This window comes from Bradyrhizobium ferriligni (genome assembly GCF_056837965.1).
Genome location: NZ_JBXEJO010000004.1, coordinates 1 through 18,113, shown reverse-complemented (window position 1 = coordinate 18,113; position 18,113 = coordinate 1). Strand labels below are relative to the sequence as shown.

Genomic DNA, 18,113 nt, shown 5'->3' with positions numbered 1-18,113 from the left:
ACGATGAAGAGCGTATTTGCCAGGCTTGCGAGCGACTTCCTCTCCACCATCGTCTTCCTGGTGGTCTATTTCGCCACCGACAATGTCCTGATCGCCACCGGCGTTGCGATCGCGGGCGCGATCGCACAAGTGATCTATGCGCGCGTCAAGGGACAGGCGCTCGGCTACATGACCTGGGCGAGCCTTGGGCTCGTGATCGTGCTCGGCGGCGCGACGCTTTTCACCAACGATCCGCGCTTCGTGCTGGCGAAGCCCGCGATCGGCCACATCGCGATCGGCGCGATCATGCTCAAGCGCGGCTGGATGCTGCGCTATTTGCCGCCGATCGTGACCGAGACGATTCCGGAATACGCCACCCTCGCCGGCTACGCCTGGGCCGCGCTGATGTTCATTCTCGCCGCCGGCACCATTGCGATCGCGGCGACCGGCGACATGAAGCTGTGGGCGTTCTACGTGTCGGTGGTGCTGGTCGGCGCCAAGATCGCCGCCTTCGCGATCCAGTATGTCGCCTTCCGCTTCCTGGTCGGAAGCCGGCTGCGCGCCGCCGCCCGCGCCTGATCGCCGCAGCCGCGAACTAGGCGCGCGCGGCAAGATGGGCTATACCCGCGCACGCGTTTTCTTCACGCGAACCGGTAGCCATTTCGCTCGAAAGCGCTTTACCTGGAGGGGAGACATCAATGGCGGTGGACGGAAACTGGAATCTCACGATGACGACCCCGATGGGCGAGCGCAAGGCGACGCTGTCGCTGGCAAGCTCCGGCGGCACGCTCACCGGCACGCAGGGCGCCGAGGGCAACTCCACCGAAATCTTCGACGGCACCGTGAACGGCGACGACGTCGCCTGGAAGGTTTCCATCACCAATCCGATGCCTCTGACGCTCGAATTCACCGGCAAGGTCTCCGGCGACGGCATCTCCGGCGAGATGGGCATCGGCCCGATGGGCAGCTTCCCGTTCACCGGCACGCGGGCGTAACGCCGGCCGAACACGCCGGCCGGCGCAGTCGCGCGCTCAGCGACGCACGCCGGCCGGCTCGTTGCGATAGGTCCTTTGCACGGAGCTGCGTTCCAGCTCCGCAGCTGCCGCGGCAGCTTGATCCGCCGAAGCGCGGATGTTGCCGAGGTTCGCCGCCGCGGCAGACGCCATCGCGGCATGAAGGCGCGACATCTCGAACTGCCGATGCTGCAGCGTGGAAGAGACGCGTTCCTGCATCGCGGCGAGATACAAGTCCCGCGTCTTGGGGTTATCCTCGAGGTTCTTGGCGTAGTTCTGGGTAGGCCCCTGCGCGCCCTCCAGCTTCAGCTTGACGCGCGTGGAGTCCTTGTCCTCAGCCGAGAGCTGGGCGGTGTAGCGGAACAACTCCTCGCCCTTCCGGCGGACGATCCAGACGACTTCCGAGTCGCCGTTGCTGCGGACCCCGACATCCAGCACAGCGCTTCCGAACACCAAGGGCGGCAGCTCAGCCTTCGCGAGTTCCTGGCGTGCCTGCGCGATCGGCACGCGATAGACCATGCCGTCGCCGGGTAAAAGGGTGAAGTACAGATAGACCACCACGCAGGCCACAAGAAATACACCGAAGGAAAAAGGCTTCATCGTCAATCTCCCATCCATTGCGATTAATCGTCAGCGCGGAGTCATCTCATCCACGCCGACCTCTGGATGAGCGCGGAGGGTCGACGACAAACCTTAAGGGTACTTGGCTGAAATCGGTTGCTTTCTTCGATGGGCACAACCTCGCGCGTGGCAGAACGTCGCAGCCGCTGCAGCGTGGTTAATGCAAACGATACAGGCTGAGGCGGACGGCCGCGCCGCGTGTGACGCCGTCACACCCACTAAAACCAGATCTGCATCGGCAGACCGTGCCCATCCGGCGGCGGCACGCCTTCCGGAACGCTTCCACAAGGTTCGCGCGCAGCCAGCGCCACTGCACACGCATCCAGCACGTCATCGCGCTTCGCGCCGGTGCCGGTCCGCATCTCGGTGAGCCAGCGATCGATCTCGCGGAAGCCCGTTCGCTTCAGCAGCCTGCGGCGGAGCGCATCGCCCTCCTCCGACTTCTTGCGCGGCAAGGCCTCGCCGCGGTTCAGCCGCAGGAACACCAGTTCGGGATGCACCTCGCGGATATCGCGCGTGGCGTTCGCGCGCACGAACGCGTCGACCTCCATGATCTTTGGCCCGAGATGCCAGAGCTGGCGCGACACACGGGTCTGGCCGCGACGCCGCGCTTCCTCGTTCGCCGCGTCCGGATCGTCAAACTCTTGCCACAACCAGCGCCGCGCGCCGGTGAAGACGCGCGAGGTGTGCGGGCGCAATCTCACGCGCGCAAGCAGGTCGCAATCGCGCTCGCCGTCATCGGTCATACCGATCGGAATATCGATCCCGGCGCGATCGAACGGACGCGCCAGCGCGTCGGCAATATCGCTGTGAATGGAAATCGTGCGCTGGTCGCCGTCGATGGTGACGGCGACCCAGCCCTTGGAGAATCCGTCGAGGCCGACCGCAATCAACCCGGATCCTCAACCGAGATTCAATTCCTTGAAGAAGTCGTTGCCCTTGTCGTCGATGATGATGAAGGCCGGGAAGTCGACCACCTCGATGCGCCAGATCGCTTCCATGCCGAGCTCGGGATACTCGACAACCTCGACCTTCTTGATGCAGTGCTCGGCGAGGTTCGCCGCGGCGCCGCCGATCGAGCCGAGATAGAAGCCGCCGTGCTTCTTGCAGGCCTCGCGCACCGCGACCGCGCGGTTGCCCTTGGCGACCATCACCATCGAGCCGCCCGCGGCCTGGAACTGGTCGACGAAGGAATCCATGCGTCCCGCCGTGGTCGGGCCGAATGCGCCGGAGGCGTAGCCGTCGGGCGTCTTGGCGGGACCCGCGTAATAAACCGGATGGTTCTTGAAATAATCGGGCAGCGGCTCGCCCTTCTCCAGGCGCTCGCGCAGCTTGGCGTGCGCGGAGTCGCGCGCGACGATCATGGTGCCGGTCATCGAGACGCGGGTCTTGATCGGATATTGCGACAGCGTTGCGAGGATTTCCTTCATCGGCTTGTTGAGGTCGATCTTGACGACCTCACCGCCGAGCGACTGCTCGACCGCGGGCAGATACTGCGCCGGGTTGTGCTCGAGCTCCTCGAGATAGACGCCGTCCCTGGTGATCTTGCCGAGCACCTGGCGGTCCGCCGAACAGGAGACGCCGAGCCCGATCGGCAGCGAGGCGCCGTGGCGCGGCATACGGATCACGCGCACGTCGTGGCAGAAATATTTGCCGCCGAACTGCGCGCCCACCCCCAAGCTTTGCGTCATCTTGAGGATTTCCTGCTCCATCTCGAGATCGCGGAACGCATTGCCGTCGGCCGAGCCGTGGGTCGGCAGCGCATCGAGATAGCGTGCCGAGGCAAGCTTCACGGTCTTCATGCAGAGCTCGGCCGAGGTGCCGCCGATCACGATCGCGAGGTGATAAGGGGGACACGCCGCGGTGCCCAGCGTCAGCACCTTCTCCTTCAGGAAGGCGAGCAGTCGGTCCTTGGTCAGCACGGAGGGCGTCGCCTGGAACAGGAAGCTCTTGTTGGCCGAGCCGCCGCCCTTGGCCATGAACATGAACTTGTAGGCGCCCGCAGAATCCCCTTGGCCCTCGGCGTAGATCTCGCATTGCGCCGGCATGTTGTTGGCGGTGTTCTTCTCCTCATACATCGACAACGGAGCGACCTGCGAGTAGCGCAGATTGCGGCGCAGATAGGCATCGCGCGCGCCTTCGGACAGCGCGGCCTCGTCGTCACCTTCGGTGATGACGTTGCATCCCTTCTTGCCCATGATGATCGCGGTGCCGGTGTCCTGGCACATCGGCAGCACGCCGCCGGCCGCGATGTTGGCGTTCTTCAGGAAGTCGAAGGCGACGAACTTGTCGTTGTCGCTGGCTTCCTTGTCCTCGAGGATCGAGCGCAGCTGCTTCAGGTGGCCCGGCCGCAGATAGTGGTTGATGTCGCCGAAGGCGGCCTCGGAAAGCGCCCGCAGCGCCTCCCGCGACACCACGAGCATGTCCTTGCCCAACACCTTCTCGACCCGGACGCCCTCGCTCGTCACCTTCTTGTAGGGCGTGGTGTCGGCACCAAGCGGGAACAGAGGCGTGTGCTTGTAGGGCGGAACGGGCTTCTGCTGGTCGGGGAAGGCTGAGGGGGCGTTCATGAGCTGCTCGTCGGTTTCGAAAGGCCGATGCCGGCCGCGGGGCCGCCGGCAATGTAGAGCCGTTCTAAGCCTTTTTCCGACAAAGGAAAGGGAAGCCGGCCGCCTTCCAGCCATGCGCGGGACCGGCAATCCACGTGCTATGTTTCATGCCATCGTAATCCCAGGTTGCCACAACGCCGGCAAGCCGCGAAACGGCCAGGGAAACCATCAGGAAACCATCAGGAGACCTTCATGAAGACAGCGCTCTTCATCTGGTTCGCGGCGCTGACCTTGCTGATCGCGGTCCCGACCGGCGCCGATGCCGCCCGCCTCGGCAAGCCGTGCGGCGGCCTTGCCGGCCTGCAATGCAGCAGTCGCGGCCAGTTCTGCCAGTTCAAGCCCGGGACCTGCGGCCGCTTCGACCAGACCGGCACCTGCGCGTTCCGCCCGACGATCTGCAACAAGATCTTCAAGCCCGTCTGCGGCTGCGACGGCAAGACCTATGGCAATGATTGCGAGCGCCGGGCCGCCGGAGTTTCCAAGGCGCAGGACGGCAAGTGCTCGTCCTGACGCGGCCATATTGACGGGCTCCGCGGGAGCCTGCATGTAACTTCGCGTATTTTCATACCGCGGGGGGTATTTCGTGACAGCATCGTTGCGCCGACGCTTGCCTTTGAGCATCCGCTCCACACTGCTGGCCGCGCTGATCGCGCTGGCGACGGTTTTCGTCGCAGCGCCCGCGCATGCCGATCCCTGCGTGGACATCGCCAAGCAGCTCGCCGGGCAGATCGACGGGCTGAAGGTCAATTTCAGCGCCGCCAACATCACCTACCTCACGCACCCGGCGGCGAAGGAATTGTCGCTCGGCTGCCGCGGCAAGGACTATTCGATCGAGCTCTACGCCAAGACCGATCGCAAGATGAAGCCGGAGTTCTTCAACCTGGTCGGCTCCGCCACGGCGCTGATCTTCACCGTGCCGAAGGACGACGCCGTCACCGGCACCTCGCGCTGCCTGAAGCGGATGGGCATCTTGCGCGGCAACACCATCACGATGCGCTATCGCCGCCTCAACCTCGAATGCACCCGCAACAAGACCGACGCGTCGATCACGGTTCGTCGCGGCAACAACGAGTGATCAGCCTTCGCCGGTGATGCGCGCGATGGCGTCGAGCACCCTGCCCCATCCCGGGCTCATCATGTCGAAGGCGAAGCGGTTGCCCGGCAGCACGAACCCGTCATGCACCATCCGCAGATGGGTGCCGCCTTCGACCGGCGTCAGCGCCCAGGTGACGATCGTATCGAGCTTCGAGCCGTATTCCGGATTGGTATCAGCGCCGCCCTTCCAGGAGTAGCGCAACAGACGCGGCGGATCGCAATCCAGCACCGTGCAATGCACGACACCGTCCCAGTCGCCCATCGGCTTGGTGTGGAAATTGAAGCGATGGCCAACGGCCGGCGCGAAATCGTTCGGCATCAGCCATTTCGCGATCCGATCGCTCGTCGTCAGCGTCCGCCAGATCTTCTCGGCCGCGTAGGGCAGCACCTTCTCGACCGTGATCGCGTGCGTCTCACCCATCACTCACTCTCCTTCAGCAGCCGTTCCAGGTTTGCAAAGCGCTCGGCCCAGAACTTCTCGTAATGGCCGAGCCAGTCGATCAGCGGGCCGAGCCCCTTCGGCGCGATGCGATAATGGATATGCCGGCCCTCGCGCCGCTCGGCGACCAGCCCGGCATCGCGCAGCGCGCGCAGATGTTGCGACACCGCCGGCTGCGACACCTTTGAACCCTGCACCAGGCCGGTCGCGGCGATCTCGCCTTCCCGCGCGATCCGCTCAAACACCGCCCGCCGCGTCGGGTCCGCGAGGGTCTTGAGCACATCGGTCAGCTGCGTGGCGGCGGGCATGAGAAATATATAAGCAATTGCTTATATGACTGTCAATACAGTCGCAACGCAGGAACGTCTCGCCTGCTCCGAAAGTTGATCGCTGCGGTCGCATGTTTGCCGGGAAAAGGGTGCGATAATATCGACTGGAATCGCGCGGAGCCGCTCATGATCGCAAAGCTCCTTCTGCAGAATACCTTCTTCGTCATCGCCATGGCCGTGCTGCTGTTCGCCTTCGCAGGCACGCTGCACTGGCCCGGCGCATGGGCCTATCTGATCGCCTCGGCCGTGATCGGCCCGGCCTGCGGGCTGTGGCTTGCCAAGGTCGATCCCGGGCTGCTGGCCGAGCGCATGCGCCTCACCGCGCGTGAAGGCCAGCCCACCGAGGACAAGCGGTTCATGCTGGTGTTCCTGGTCGTAGCCGTGCTGTGGTTCGTCGCGATGGGGCTCGACCGGCGCTTTGACGGCGTCAATGACGGCGTGCCGCTGATCGTGCTCGGCCTTGCGCTGTACCTGTTGTCGACCGTGCTGATCCTCTGGGTGTTCCGCACCAACTCGTTCGCGGCGCCGGTCGTGAAGGTGCAGACCGAGCGCGACCATCACGTCATCTCGACCGGTCCCTACGCGCTGGTCCGCCATCCGATGTATACGAGCGTGATGCTGTTCTTCATCGGCGTGCCGCTGACGCTCGGCTCCTGGTGGGGCCTCGCCTTCGTGCCGGTGTTCTTCGTGATGTTTGCGATCCGCACAGGGATCGAGGAGCGCACGCTGGTGACGGGACTGTCAGGCTACGCCGATTATGCGGCACGGGTGCGCTACCGCCTCGTGCCCGGGCTGTGGTGAGGGATCATCATGGCAGAGAGCAAGACCTACACCGGCGGTTGCCATTGCGGACAGGTCCGCTTCGAATGCACCACCGATATGGCCATGGTGACGGCCTGCAACTGCTCGATCTGCACCAAGAAGGGCCTGCACTTCGTGTTCATGCCGCCGTCGAGCTTCCAGCTCCGCGCCGGCGCCGAAAACCTCAAGGAATATCTCTTCAACCGCCATGCGATCCGCCATCAGCTTTGCGTCGATTGCGGCGTCGACGTGTTCGCGCGCGGCAAGAAGCCCGATGGCACCGACATCGTGGCGCTGAATGTCAGCTGCATCGATGGCATCGATCTGTCGAAGATCGCGATGACGCCGGTGGACGGGCGGAGCCGGTAGCCTTCCACGCCGTCATTCCGGGGCACGCGGAGCGTGAACCCGGAATCCAGAGATTGTGGCGCGAGATTCCGGGTTCGCTTCGCGCCCCGGAATGACGGTGCCTACAAATCCAGCGCCTTGTAGCGCCGGAAAATGCCCTCTTCGTTGAAGGGAATCCGCCGCTCGCTGGCCAGATACGCCTTGATGTTCGGCCGCTCGGCGACGCGATCGCGCAGCGCGATCAGCCGCGGGATCTTCTTCTCGAACGCCGCCATCCGCTTCGGAAACGCATAGCGCAGGCCTTCCACGATCTGGAACAGCGACAGGTCGGCGTAGGTCAGCCGGCGGCCGGTGACGAACGCACCGCGGTTGGCCTGCACGAGGTCCTCGAAATATCCGAGATATTTCGGCACCCGCGAATCCCAGAACTCCTCGGTGCGCTTCTTCGCCGGCGCCTTCTGGTCCTCGTAATACAGCGATGGCCCGAGCGGATGATGGGTGTCGTGGATCTCCAGCACGAAGTCCGCGATCGTCAGCTGCAGCTGGTGCACCCAGAGCTTTCCGCCCTCCGCCTTCGGCGCGAGGCCGTGGCGCGCGCCGAGATAGAGCAGGATGTTGGCGGTCTGCCCGATCACGAGACTGCCGGCCTTGAGGAACGGCGGCGCGAAGGGCGGCGTGCCCTTGTGTGCCTCCATCATCTTCGTCATGGCACCCATGCCGCCCTTGGCCCGCGCGACATCGGTGTAGCCGGCGCCCGCATCCTCGAGCGCGAGACGGACATATTCGCCGCGGCCCTGGATCATCGGCCAGTAGTAAAGCTGATAGTGCATGCAGTTACCTCCGAAAACTTCGCCGCATCGCTTCGCTTCAGCTCGATCGTAGCCGCGCCGCGGTCAGATCGTCCATCGCGCGCGGCCGCCTGGGCGAACCGCGCCGAGGCTGCTAAGGTTCCAACGTCGAATCTTCGATGAGGGATCATCTTATGGCGGATAGCAAGAAGAAGCGGGGCGCGGCAGATCGCGCTCTGATCGCGTTGAGCGAGTCCTACGAAGTTGCGTACTGGTCCAAGAAGTTCAAGGTCACGCCGGCGAAGCTGAAAGCCGCCGTCAAGAAGGTCGGGCATTCCGCCAAGAAGGTGGAAGCCCATTTCAAGGAGCAGCGCCACAAGGCCGCCGACCGCGCGCGGATCGCGATCAGCGAGCCCTACGAGGTGCGCTACTGGTCGAAGAAGTTCAAGGTGACCCCTGCCCGGCTCAAGACCGCGGTCGCAGCCGTCGGACATTCCTCGAAGAAGGTCGAAGCCTATTTCGCGGCGAAGAAGAAAACCGCAAAGAAAAAGAAGACGGCCAAGAAGACAGTTAAGAAGACCGTCAAGCGCAAGAAGAGCTGAGCGCGGCCGCACGATCCCGTCATTGCGAGGAGCCACCCGGTCGGCGCAAAGCGCCGCCGGATGACAGGCTCCGCGACGAAGCAATCCATCGCTCCGCGCGTACGGCAGGATGGATTGCTTCGCTGCGCTCGCAATGACGAAGCAGATGCGCTTCCCTCAGTTCGCCGCGAAGCAGTACAGCAGGCCGTCGCCGCCGGTGCTCTTCAGGTCGGCCTGCGAGCAGCCGCCGTCGGGACCGCGCGAGGGATGCGACGTGTTCCAGGATTTGGACGGCTCGTCGTCGCGCAGGCCCTTGCGGTCGAAATGCCCGAGCATGGCGGCGCCTTGCGTGCTGCTCGTCCAGTTCTTGCACGTGCGGTCCTCGCCGGCCGCAAATGCCGTACCGTCTGCCTGCGATCCCGTCAGCACGTCGTGGCGGTTCGGCGTGTCGCCGGCACCGTTGACGACCTCGCCCTTCTCGGACAGCGCGGTCTGCTTGGTGAGATTGTTGCCGGCGCTGTGCAGGTCGGCGACGTCCTTGGCGACCACGACGCCCTTTACATTCTTCCAAGGTCCCTTGCCGATGCGATCGCGCGCATTCTCCGCTGCCTTGCCGTCGGCCGCCTGGGTCGAGAGATAGGCGCGCCAGGTCTTCGGCGCACCGAAGCCGGCGGCCTGCGCCAGCGTCTGGCAATGATTGTCGGCGCCGGCGAGCCCGCCGAGATTGCCGCCGTTGCCGATGCCGTTGCTGGTGAGGAAGAAGCTGGTGTCGGCGGTCTGCGCCGCCGCCGGCGGCGCCGCCACGACGACGAACGCAAGACAGGCCGGAACCGCGATCTGCGCAACGATCTTCATCTCAATCCTCCCGATGGTTGTTATGGTCCGCTGAGATCAACCCGCAGGCCTTCCGGATATTCCGGCGCCGCGACATGTGAATGAAGGCACAAAACAAAGGCGCCGCGGACCAGGCCGCGGCGCCTTGTGTCTGTCATCTCCGGCAATCGATCAGTTGGTCTGCTGGATCGCCGAAAGCTCCCAATTGCCGCCGCGCTGGCGCACGAAGGTCCAGACCTCCGTGACCTCCTCCGGCTGCGTGCCGCCGCCGACCTGACGGCCGGTGCCGCGCTCGAGCACGGTGTCGACCAGCGAGTAGCGCATCGCGACCGTCGCATACTCGCTGTCGCCTTCGCGCCAGGCTTCCGCCAGATCGCCCTGCAGCAGCTTCACATTGGTCACCTTGTTGGTGACATTGCGCGCCTTGTTCTCCTCGAGATCCTTCGAGAAGTACGACACCATCTCCGGCGTCGCGAGCGTGTGCAGCTTCGCGATGTCCTCGTTCGACCACGCGGTCTGGATGTCGCCGAGCAGGCGCTCGAACGTCTCGTAGTCGCCAGGCGCGATCTCGACCGGCGCATTCGATCCGCCACCGAGGCCGAAGCCGAAGCCCGAGCGGGCGTTCGCCTGCGGACCGGGGCCGACGTCGGGGCCACCCGCATAGGCGGCCGCCGGCGTGTTGCGGCGCTGCCACCACGACATCGCAAGGCGAACCACGAGCACGATCAGGCCGATCTGCAGCAAGAGGCCAAGCATCGACGACAGGCCGCCGAGACCCGAGAACAGCCCACCGCCGAACAGCATGCCGAACAGGCCGGCGCCAAGGAAGCCCGCGGCCAGGCCGCCGAGCAGGCCGCGGCCCATTCCGCCGCGACCGAACAGGCCGCCGGAATTCGCCGCCGCCGGCGCGCCCATGTTCGGGCTACCAGGCTGGCTGAAGGTGCGGTTCATCGGCGCAACCGAGCCCGGCGCCGTGTTGGTCGAAGGCGGCGCGGAGAACGTCCGCGAGCCGCGCGAGCCGCCGCCGCCAACGCGGGCGTCGGCCGCCGAAACGGTCATCATCACGGGCAGCGCCAGCGCCATCGCGACGGCGATCGCCCGAACAATTCCACGCGTGCGTTGCGAGAAATTCATGTTGGTTTCCTCAAAGGATTCCCCGGCATGGGGAAACGCCCCTAAGATGGGCAGGGCCGGTTAAAAGTGAAGCGGGAAACCGGAACCGCGGCTGCGGCCCTCGGTCGCGGAGATGTGACACTATGGTCCTTGTGGCTGCGACGGCGCGTCCTAACCCGAGATGCGGCCGAGGTTCAACCGGAACAGCACCCGCCCGCCACCTCCCCGGAACAGGTGAATCCGCAACGCGCATCACCGCGCGGCTAATTCGCCGTCATGGTTTCCTTCACCGCGGCGACCAGCTGCGTCAACGTGAAGGGCTTCGGCAGGAACGCGAACTGCTGGTTCTCCGGCAGGCTCTTCTCGAACGCGTCCTCGGCGTAGCCTGAGACGAAGATGATCTTCAGCTCCGCGTTGCGGCTGCGCATTTCCTTCAGCAGCGTCGGGCCGTCCATCTCCGGCATCACGACGTCGGAGACGACGAGATCGACGGCGCCGTTCTTCTCCTCGAACGCCTCCAGCGCCTCGACGCCGTTCGCCGCCTCGATCACGCTGTAGCCGCGCGAACGCAGGCCGCGCGCATTGAGCGAGCGCAGGCCATCCTCGTCCTCCACCAGCAGGATGGTGCCCTGCCCGGTGAGATCGGGCTTCGGCTTGGCGGCTTCCACGGCGGGTTCCTTGGCCGCGCCGTTGCCGGCCTGGGCCTCCGGTGCGACCTCCTGCTCCTGGCGATGCCGCGGCAGATAGATGCGGAACGTGGTGCCGCCGCCCGGCACGGAATCGACATAGACGAAGCCGCCGGTCTGCTTGACGATGCCGTAGACCGTGGACAGGCCGAGACCGGTCCCCTTGCCGACGTCCTTGGTCGAGAAGAACGGCTCGAAGATCTTGTCGATGATCTCGGCCGGAATGCCGGTGCCGGTGTCGGCGATCTCGATCTTCACATAGTCCGCCGCCGGCATGCCCTTGTTGGCGAGCTGGGCGGCTTCCTCGGTCGGCACATTGGCGGTGCGGATGATCAGCTTACCGCCGTCGGGCATCGCATCGCGCGCGTTGACCGCGAGATTGACCACCACCTGCTCGAATTGCGAGACGTCGACCTTCACCGGCCACAGGTCGCGGCCATGCACGAGGTCGAGCTTGACCTTCTCGCCGATCAGCCGGCGCAGCAGCATGGTGAGGTCGCTCAATGCATCGCCGAGATCGAGCACCTGCGGCCGCAGCGTCTGGCGGCGCGAGAATGCAAGCAGCTGCCGCACCAGCGTCGCGGCGCGGGTGGCGTTCTGCTTGATCTGCATGATGTCCTGGAACGACGGGTCGGTCGGCTTGTGCGCGTTCAGCAGGAAGTCGTTGGCCATCATGATGGCCGACAGCACGTTGTTGAAGTCGTGCGCGATGCCGCCGGCGAGCTGGCCGACCATCTCCATCTTCTGCGACTGGTTGATCTGGTTTTCCAGCGCGCGCCGCTCGGTGATCTCGAGCATGTAGACGATCGCGGTCTCGGCGTCGCGCTCGTCCTTCTCGACGGTGGTGACGAAGAACTGGGCAAAGCGCTCCTTGGGCCCGTCGAGCATCACCTCGACCGGCGCGATGTCGCCCTGGCCCTCGGCCGCCTGGTTGATCGCGGCGATCAAGAGGCCGCGGTCGCGCGGATTGACGGCGCGGAAGATCGACTTGGCGGCGCCGCCGTCGCCGTTCAGGCCCTGCGCCAGCTTGGCATAGCGCGCATTGGCGCCGACCACATTGCCGCCGCGATCGACGGTCGCGATCGCCATCGGCGTATGGTCGAAGAAGCGCATGAAGCGCACCTCGGCGGCGCGCTCCGGATCGGAATGCTCGTCGCGGGCGCGGCTGATCACCAGCGTGCGCGAGGCGCCCGCCGCGCCGTCGGCGCCGAAGGCGAGCTTGTGATAGAGCCGCACCGGCACGGTCTTGCCGCCGCGCATCCGCAGGTCGATGTCGAACACCTCGGTCTTGACCTCGCCCGGCACCGCCGCAATCGAGGTCAACAGCGCCGCGCCGTCGCCCGAGACGATGTCGGTCAGTTTCAGGCCGCCCGAGCCGATCTCGGCCAGATCGTAGTCCAGCCAGTTGGCCAGCGTGGCGTTGACATAGGCGATCTCGCCGGCCGGATTGACCGAGAAGAAGCCGCATGGCGCGTGATCGAGATATTCGATCGCGTGCCGCAGCTCCTGGAACACGTCTTCCTGGCGCTCGCGGTCGCGGGTGACGTCGGCGATCGACCAAACCGCGTATTTCGCATCGCGCTTGCCCTCGCCGAGCGGGCGTACCCGCAGGCGCAGCCAGCGACCCTGCCCGGCCTCGTGGCCGGCGACGCGGACCTCCTCCTGCTGGCGCTTGCCCTCGCGGGCCGCCTTCAAAAGGCGGAACACGGCCTCGGAGACGTCGGGGTTGCCGATGAAGACGCGCTCGACCGGACGGACGTCCTGCGGCCCGGCCGCGCCGGTCAGCGTGAGATAGGCGGCGTTGGAATAGACCACGTGGCCGCGGGAGTCGGTGACGACGAGCCCTTCCTGGGCCTGGTCGGCGATCCGCGCCATCACCGGATCATCGGTGGCGCGGTCGGAGAAGCGGATGATGCCGGCGGCAAGGGCGAACAGGTTGAACAGCCCGACGGTGGCGAGCAGCGCCAGCACGCCGAGGATATAGGGCTGCGCCTCGGTGCGGCCGATGGTCATCAGCCAGACCGCCACCGCGACGATGCCGGCGGCGATCAGGACCACCAGCAGGATGCTGCCGTTCCGCCGCGCTGGCCCGTGGGCCACGAACGGCTCGGTCACGGAAGGATCGTTGCTATCGGCGGTCATCTGGAGAGACATGGCTCGTCTGCATCACGAAGGCGACCGGCCGGCCACCTCACCCCTGAGTGCCTGAATCGGACCCGAAAACGCAAGTCCATCAGGCGGCAATTTCGCAAGCTACGCGCATTTCAAGCGGGTTTTCCGCCCCTTACTGACGCAGGCCGGACAGGCCGCGCCTCAGCCGCATCACGTAGCCGATGATTTCGGCAACCGCGTGATAGTGCTCGACCGGGATCTCCCGGTCGATCTCGACCGTCGCATAGAGCGCCCGGGCCAGCGGCACGTTCTCCACGATCGGAATGTCGTGCTCCTTGGCGATCTCGCGGATCTTGAAGGCGATGATGTCGACGCCCTTGGCGACACAGATCGGCGCCGACATGCTGCGGTCGTAGGCCAGCGCCACCGAATAGTGGGTCGGGTTGGTGATGATCACCGAGGCCTTCGGAACCTGGGCCATCATGCGCTTCTTGGCGCGCTGGACCCGCAATTGCTTGATCCTGCCCTTGACGTGCGGGTCGCCTTCCGACTGCTTGAACTCCTCCTTCATCTCCTGCAGCGACATCTTGTGACGCTCGTACCAGGTCCGGTACTGGAAGAAGTAGTCGGCGATCGCAACCGCAGCGAGGATGGCCACCACCGCCGCCAACAGGTGCACCGTCATGCCGGTGATGGCGGGCAGCAGCTCGGCCGGATCGACCCGCAGGAAGGATTCCATCCGCATCCGATCGGGCCACAACACCGCGACCATCACGGCGCCGAGCGCAATCAGCTTGAACAAGCCTTTCAGGAAATTCGCCACCGCCTGCTTGCCGAACAGCCGCTTGAAGCCGGCAGCCGGCGAGATCTTGGAGAATTTCGGCTTGAGCTGCTCGCCCGACCACACCAGCTGATGCTGCACCATGTTGCCCGCGATCGCGGCCAGGGCCAGCAACAAGAACGGCACGCCGATCGCGGCGACCACCGCGTAGCCGAGCGACTGTGTCAGCGCCAGCAGGCCGGCGCCGTCGGTGCGGATCATCCATGAATTGGCGATCAGGTTGCGCAGCGGCATCAAGATGCCGCTGCCGATCGAGCCCGAGAAGGTCGACAGCACCAAGGTGCCGCCGGCGATCACGAACCAGGTGTTGACCTCCTGGCTCTTGACGACGTCACCTTTCTCGAGGGCTTCATCGAGACGTTTTTGCGTAGGGTCTTCTGTTTTGTCTTCGGTATCGTCCGCCACTTCTTCTCCCCCTAGTTCATCGGAGCGAGCTGGCGCATGACGCCGAGGAAATAGTCGAGATAGGTGTTCATCATCGCGGCGAGCACGACGCCGAAGATCAGGAACCCGACCATGATCGAGAGCGGTACGCCGACGAAATAGACCTGCATCTGCGGCATCAGCCGCGCCAGCACGCCAAGCCCGATGTTGAAGACCAGGCCGAACACCAAGAACGGCGCGGACAGCTGCAGGCCGATCTTGAAGGCGGCGGAGAAGGCCGAGGTCGCAAGCGCGGCGACATCGCCGGTCGGCATGATCTCGCCCGGCGAGAAGATGCGGTAGCTCTCGCTCAGCGCCGCAATGACGAGATAGTGGCTGTCGGTCGCAAACAGCAGCGTGAGGCCGAGGATGGTGAGGAAGTTGCCGATGATCTGGCCCTGCTGCCCCTGGGTCGGATCGACAGCGGTGACGAAGCCGAGGCCGAGCTGCTGCGCGATCACGGAGCCCGCGACGTTGAGCGCCGACAGCGTCACCCGCGCGGTCGCGCCGAGCACGATGCCGATGATGAGCTCATGCACCATCAGGACGCCGAGCGAGGAGATCGACGTCAGGTCGACATGATAGGCGTTGCGATGCAGGGGAAGGATGATCAGCGTCAGCAACAGCGCGATCGACAGCTTGACGCGCGCCGGGATGTTGCTCTCGCCGAAACCGGGCAGCAGCATCACCATCGCGCCCACGCGCGCGAAGACCAGCACGAAGATCGCGGCCAGCGCCGGCAGCAGGGAGACATCGATGCGCATGACCGCGGCATTAGTGCATCAACCGCCGATGATTCGCGATGAAATCCGCATCATGTGGCTGGAGAGCGAGTCCGCCATGAACGGCAGCGCCAGCAGCAATGTGACGAAGATCGCGAGAATCTTCGGCACGAAAATCAGGGTCTGTTCCTGGATCTGCGTCAGCGCCTGGAACAGCGACACCACGACGCCGACCACGAGGCCGACCACCATCAGGGGCGACGACACCACCACGATGGTCCAGATCGCATCGCGCGCCACGTCGAGGGTTTCGGGGCCGGTCATTGTTGAGTTCTCGCTGTCAGTTGTTTGCACCGTCGTTCCGGGGTGATGCAACGCATCGAACCCGGAACCTCGAGATATTTGATGTGCAATTGCACATCTGAGGCTCGATGCTGCGCATCGCCCCGGGATGGCGTCGCAAGCGACGTCAGATCGGCATCTTCATGATGTCTTCATAGGCCTGGATCACGCGGTCGCGCACCGAGACCAGCGTCGACACCGCAACGTCGGTGTCGGCGACCGCCGTCACCACGTCCATCACGTTCGCCTTGCCCGAGGCCATCGCCATGGTCTGCGCGTCGGACTTCTTGCCCGCCTCCAGCACGCTGCCGACGGAGTCCTTCAGCAGCGCGCTGAAGGATGGGCCGGCGACGGCCTGCCCGGCCTTCTCGGCGCCGCCGCGCTCCATCATCTTGGCGAGGTTGGCGTAGGCGTTGGCGGCGACGGTCGGTGTAGCCATGATTTACGTTCCCTGTTCTTGTTGCGTCAGGACTTGAGGATGTCGAGCGTGCGCTGGATCATCCGCCGCGTCGCGCTGATAATGTTGAGGTTGGCCTCGTAGGAGCGCTGGGCATCGCGCATGTCGGTCATTTCGACCATCGCATTGACGTTCGGATATTTGACGTTGCCCGAGGCGTCCGCCGCCGGATTGCCCGGCTCGTGCTTGACACGGAACGAAGACTGGTCGGGGCGGATCCGGCCCAGCGCCACGACCTGGGCGTCGAGCGTACGATCGAGCGTCGAGGAAAAGGTCGGCACCTTGCGGCGGTAGGGGTCGCCGCCCGCGGTCTGCGCCGTCGAATCGGCATTGGCGATATTTTCCGAGATCACCCGCATGCGCCCCGCTTGCGCCCGCAGGCCTGAGGTCGCGATGCTCATCGAGCGGGCGAAATCGCTTGTTCCATCTGCCATGGGATCCTCCTGCCGCCGTCAGGCTTTTGCTGGTTGGGGCATGATCTCCGCGCAAACGCATTCCGCGTTTGTCGCGACGGAAAACCGCCTCACACTTTTCCGGGTCATGCCCTAGCCCTTGCCGATCGCGGTTTTCAGGAGATGCAGGCTGCGGCTGTAGAGTGAGGTGACGGCCGCATAGTCCATCTGGTTGGCCGACACTTTCAGCATCTGCTCCTCGAGATTGACCGCGTTGCCGGCCGGGCGAGTCTGGAACCCGCTCTTGCCGCGATCGTTGTCGAAGCTGTCGGGCGCCCCGGACGCCGCCATGTGGGTGGTGCTGGTCTGCATCATCGGCAGCGTCCCCACGCCGCTACCGACCGTCGCGCCGGTCCGGTCGAACTTCGGCTCGACCAGGTCGCGCGGCCGGAAGCTCGGCGTGTCGGAATTGGAAATGTTCTCGGCGAGCACCCGCTGGCGCTCCTGGTGCCACTGCATCTTGGTGCGCAACGCCGACAGGATCGGGAGATCGTTCATGGCCATCGCCGCGGCTCCGTTAACCTCTGGGCTCTTCCGAGGTAGGCAGAATTTGCCCGGTGTATGGTTAACAGGTGGTTAAAATGCCGGACGGATCCGTGGAGAACGCCGCAACTGCAGCCTGCGAGCGCATTTTCGCCACGAATGCTGCGTTAACCAGCACAAACCAAGACAGTGTGGGGCACTGAGAAGTCGTTTTGGGACAAGCGATTCTTGGTTTATTAATAGAACAGTGGGCTGCAAGCCGCTGGGAATTAAGAAATAAGGCGAATCTCGGGCGCGATTCGCTGCGCAAACCGCACCTGTCAATCCGCGCCCGTTGATGGCGAAAGCTGAGGAAGGCCAAGATGGCCGGGGACTCCAATATGCAGGTCATTACATTCGTCTTGGCATTCGTTGTCGTGCTGGCGCTGATCGGCGTGACCGCATGGCTCGTCCGCCGCTTCGCCGGAAACCGCCTCGGGGCCAACGCCAACCGAGGACGCATGCCGCGCCTGGCGGTGATCGACGCTGCCGCCGTCGACGGGCGGCGCCGCCTGGTGCTGGTCCGCCGCGACAACATCGAGCATCTCCTGATGATCGGCGGCCCCACCGATATCGTCGTCGAGCCGAATATCGTCCGCGCGATGCCCGCGCGCGATCAAATGTCGACCCGCCCCGCGGTCGCAGCCGATGCCGCGCCGCCGCGCGTGGCGCCGCTTCCGGATGCAGCGTGGAACGAGAGCGAAGCCGCCCGCTCCGACAATTTCGAGCTTCCTGAGCCGGAGCTGCCGCCGCGTCAGGCGCGGCCCTCCTTCGCCGACGAGCTGCGCCGGCCCCCGCCGCCGCTCGCCGAGCGTCGCAGCGATCCGCTCGCGGGCTTCACGCCCGAACGCGGCGAGCCGCGGCCCGATCCGATGCCGCCGCGCCTGCCGCCGCGCTCCGAGCCGGTGGTCCCGCGTCCGCCGCGCGCCGCCGAGCCGCCGAAGGCGCCGCCGCCGCTGCGCACAACCGAGCGCGCCGTGACGCCGCCGCCACCGCCTCCCCAGGC

The 18,113-nt window shown here is 65.2% G+C and carries 23 protein-coding genes; 8 read left to right on the top strand and 15 right to left on the bottom strand.

The genetic code is table 11. From position 1 onward, the window contains the following. The first annotated feature begins 3 nt into the window (after positions 1-3). Positions 4-558 carry an inner membrane-spanning protein YciB gene (locus AC1VNY_RS03010; protein WP_482404041.1) on the top strand — a complete coding sequence of 185 codons (555 nt, stop codon included), beginning with the start codon at positions 4-6 and terminating at the stop codon, positions 556-558. Positions 559-677: 119 nt separating this feature from the next. Next, complete coding sequence (locus AC1VNY_RS03005) at positions 678-974, top strand: hypothetical protein (protein WP_028337138.1); 297 nt, start codon at positions 678-680, stop codon at positions 972-974. A gap of 36 nt (positions 975-1,010) precedes the next feature. On the opposite strand, the gene AC1VNY_RS03000 is transcribed toward AC1VNY_RS03005, so the two are convergent. The 3 genes from AC1VNY_RS03000 to AC1VNY_RS02990 form a co-directional block, all read right to left on the bottom strand. Further along, on the bottom strand, positions 1,011-1,598 hold the full coding sequence (locus AC1VNY_RS03000) for a hypothetical protein (RefSeq protein WP_482404040.1): 588 nt from the start codon (positions 1,596-1,598) through the stop codon (positions 1,011-1,013). Positions 1,599-1,831: 233 nt separating this feature from the next. Next, positions 1,832-2,506 carry a DUF429 domain-containing protein gene (locus AC1VNY_RS02995; protein WP_482404039.1) on the bottom strand — a complete coding sequence of 225 codons (675 nt, stop codon included), beginning with the start codon at positions 2,504-2,506 and terminating at the stop codon, positions 1,832-1,834. Between the two features lie 9 nt (positions 2,507-2,515). Further along, entirely contained in the window at positions 2,516-4,183 is a 1,668-nt protein-coding gene (locus AC1VNY_RS02990) for a fumarate hydratase (RefSeq protein ID WP_482404038.1), read from the bottom strand. 231 nt (positions 4,184-4,414) lie between these two features. On the opposite strand from AC1VNY_RS02990, the gene AC1VNY_RS02985 reads away from it, so the two are divergent. Then, a complete protein-coding gene (locus AC1VNY_RS02985) occupies positions 4,415-4,732 on the top strand; it encodes a Kazal-type serine protease inhibitor family protein (RefSeq protein ID WP_482404037.1) in 318 nt (105 codons plus the stop codon). A 103-nt stretch (positions 4,733-4,835) separates the two neighbouring features. Next, complete coding sequence (locus tag AC1VNY_RS02980) at positions 4,836-5,297, top strand: hypothetical protein (protein WP_482404036.1); 462 nt, start codon at positions 4,836-4,838, stop codon at positions 5,295-5,297. Here AC1VNY_RS02980 and AC1VNY_RS02975 read toward each other — a convergent pair whose 3' ends face one another. Both AC1VNY_RS02975 and AC1VNY_RS02970 read right to left on the bottom strand, forming a co-directional pair. Continuing rightward, on the bottom strand, positions 5,298-5,738 hold the full coding sequence (locus AC1VNY_RS02975) for an SRPBCC family protein (protein ID WP_482404035.1): 441 nt from the start codon (positions 5,736-5,738) through the stop codon (positions 5,298-5,300). Continuing rightward, entirely contained in the window at positions 5,738-6,064 is a 327-nt protein-coding gene (locus tag AC1VNY_RS02970) for an ArsR/SmtB family transcription factor (protein ID WP_482404034.1), read from the bottom strand. The genes AC1VNY_RS02975 and AC1VNY_RS02970 overlap by 1 nt, the downstream gene beginning before the upstream one ends. A gap of 147 nt (positions 6,065-6,211) precedes the next feature. On the opposite strand from AC1VNY_RS02970, the gene AC1VNY_RS02965 reads away from it, so the two are divergent. Further along, the gene (locus AC1VNY_RS02965) at positions 6,212-6,886 is read left to right on the top strand and encodes a methyltransferase family protein (protein ID WP_092084988.1); all 675 of its coding nucleotides are present in this window, start codon (positions 6,212-6,214) and stop codon (positions 6,884-6,886) included. A gap of 9 nt (positions 6,887-6,895) precedes the next feature. Continuing rightward, complete coding sequence (locus AC1VNY_RS02960) at positions 6,896-7,255, top strand: GFA family protein (protein WP_016844775.1); 360 nt, start codon at positions 6,896-6,898, stop codon at positions 7,253-7,255. A gap of 101 nt (positions 7,256-7,356) precedes the next feature. On the opposite strand, the gene AC1VNY_RS02955 is transcribed toward AC1VNY_RS02960, so the two are convergent. Then, positions 7,357-8,064 carry a glutathione S-transferase gene (locus AC1VNY_RS02955; protein ID WP_482404033.1) on the bottom strand — a complete coding sequence of 236 codons (708 nt, stop codon included), beginning with the start codon at positions 8,062-8,064 and terminating at the stop codon, positions 7,357-7,359. A gap of 152 nt (positions 8,065-8,216) precedes the next feature. On the opposite strand from AC1VNY_RS02955, the gene AC1VNY_RS02950 reads away from it, so the two are divergent. Next, a complete protein-coding gene (locus tag AC1VNY_RS02950) occupies positions 8,217-8,624 on the top strand; it encodes a DUF3606 domain-containing protein (protein WP_069276127.1) in 408 nt (135 codons plus the stop codon). 156 nt (positions 8,625-8,780) lie between these two features. Here AC1VNY_RS02950 and AC1VNY_RS02945 read toward each other — a convergent pair whose 3' ends face one another. The 9 genes from AC1VNY_RS02945 to flgB form a co-directional block, all read right to left on the bottom strand. Beyond that, positions 8,781-9,458, bottom strand: coding sequence for a hypothetical protein (locus AC1VNY_RS02945; RefSeq protein WP_018272461.1), 678 nt, complete (start codon positions 9,456-9,458; stop codon positions 8,781-8,783). A gap of 150 nt (positions 9,459-9,608) precedes the next feature. After that, a complete protein-coding gene (locus AC1VNY_RS02940; protein ID WP_482404032.1) occupies positions 9,609-10,571 on the bottom strand; it encodes a Tim44 domain-containing protein in 963 nt (320 codons plus the stop codon). 242 nt (positions 10,572-10,813) lie between these two features. After that, positions 10,814-13,378 carry a cell cycle histidine kinase CckA gene (cckA, locus tag AC1VNY_RS02935; protein WP_482404142.1) on the bottom strand — a complete coding sequence of 855 codons (2,565 nt, stop codon included), beginning with the start codon at positions 13,376-13,378 and terminating at the stop codon, positions 10,814-10,816. A 142-nt stretch (positions 13,379-13,520) separates the two neighbouring features. Beyond that, the gene (flhB, locus tag AC1VNY_RS02930; RefSeq protein WP_304496122.1) at positions 13,521-14,594 is read right to left on the bottom strand and encodes a flagellar biosynthesis protein FlhB; all 1,074 of its coding nucleotides are present in this window, start codon (positions 14,592-14,594) and stop codon (positions 13,521-13,523) included. A gap of 11 nt (positions 14,595-14,605) precedes the next feature. After that, positions 14,606-15,376: a flagellar biosynthetic protein FliR gene (gene fliR / locus AC1VNY_RS02925; protein ID WP_016844767.1), complete on the bottom strand. Its 771-nt coding sequence runs from the start codon at positions 15,374-15,376 to the stop codon at positions 14,606-14,608. Positions 15,377-15,394: 18 nt separating this feature from the next. After that, entirely contained in the window at positions 15,395-15,658 is a 264-nt protein-coding gene (fliQ, locus tag AC1VNY_RS02920; protein WP_016844766.1) for a flagellar biosynthesis protein FliQ, read from the bottom strand. A 145-nt stretch (positions 15,659-15,803) separates the two neighbouring features. Beyond that, entirely contained in the window at positions 15,804-16,115 is a 312-nt protein-coding gene (gene fliE / locus AC1VNY_RS02915) for a flagellar hook-basal body complex protein FliE (protein ID WP_038385464.1), read from the bottom strand. A gap of 26 nt (positions 16,116-16,141) precedes the next feature. After that, positions 16,142-16,567 (bottom strand): flagellar basal body rod protein FlgC, encoded by a 426-nt coding sequence (gene flgC, locus AC1VNY_RS02910; RefSeq protein ID WP_018272466.1) that lies wholly within the window; start codon positions 16,565-16,567, stop codon positions 16,142-16,144. A gap of 111 nt (positions 16,568-16,678) precedes the next feature. Continuing rightward, positions 16,679-17,089: a flagellar basal body rod protein FlgB gene (flgB, locus tag AC1VNY_RS02905; RefSeq protein WP_482404031.1), complete on the bottom strand. Its 411-nt coding sequence runs from the start codon at positions 17,087-17,089 to the stop codon at positions 16,679-16,681. 359 nt (positions 17,090-17,448) lie between these two features. Here flgB and AC1VNY_RS02900 point away from each other — a divergent pair. Then, on the top strand, positions 17,449-18,113 hold a 665-nt coding region (locus AC1VNY_RS02900; RefSeq protein ID WP_482404030.1), incomplete at its 3' end, for a flagellar biosynthetic protein FliO.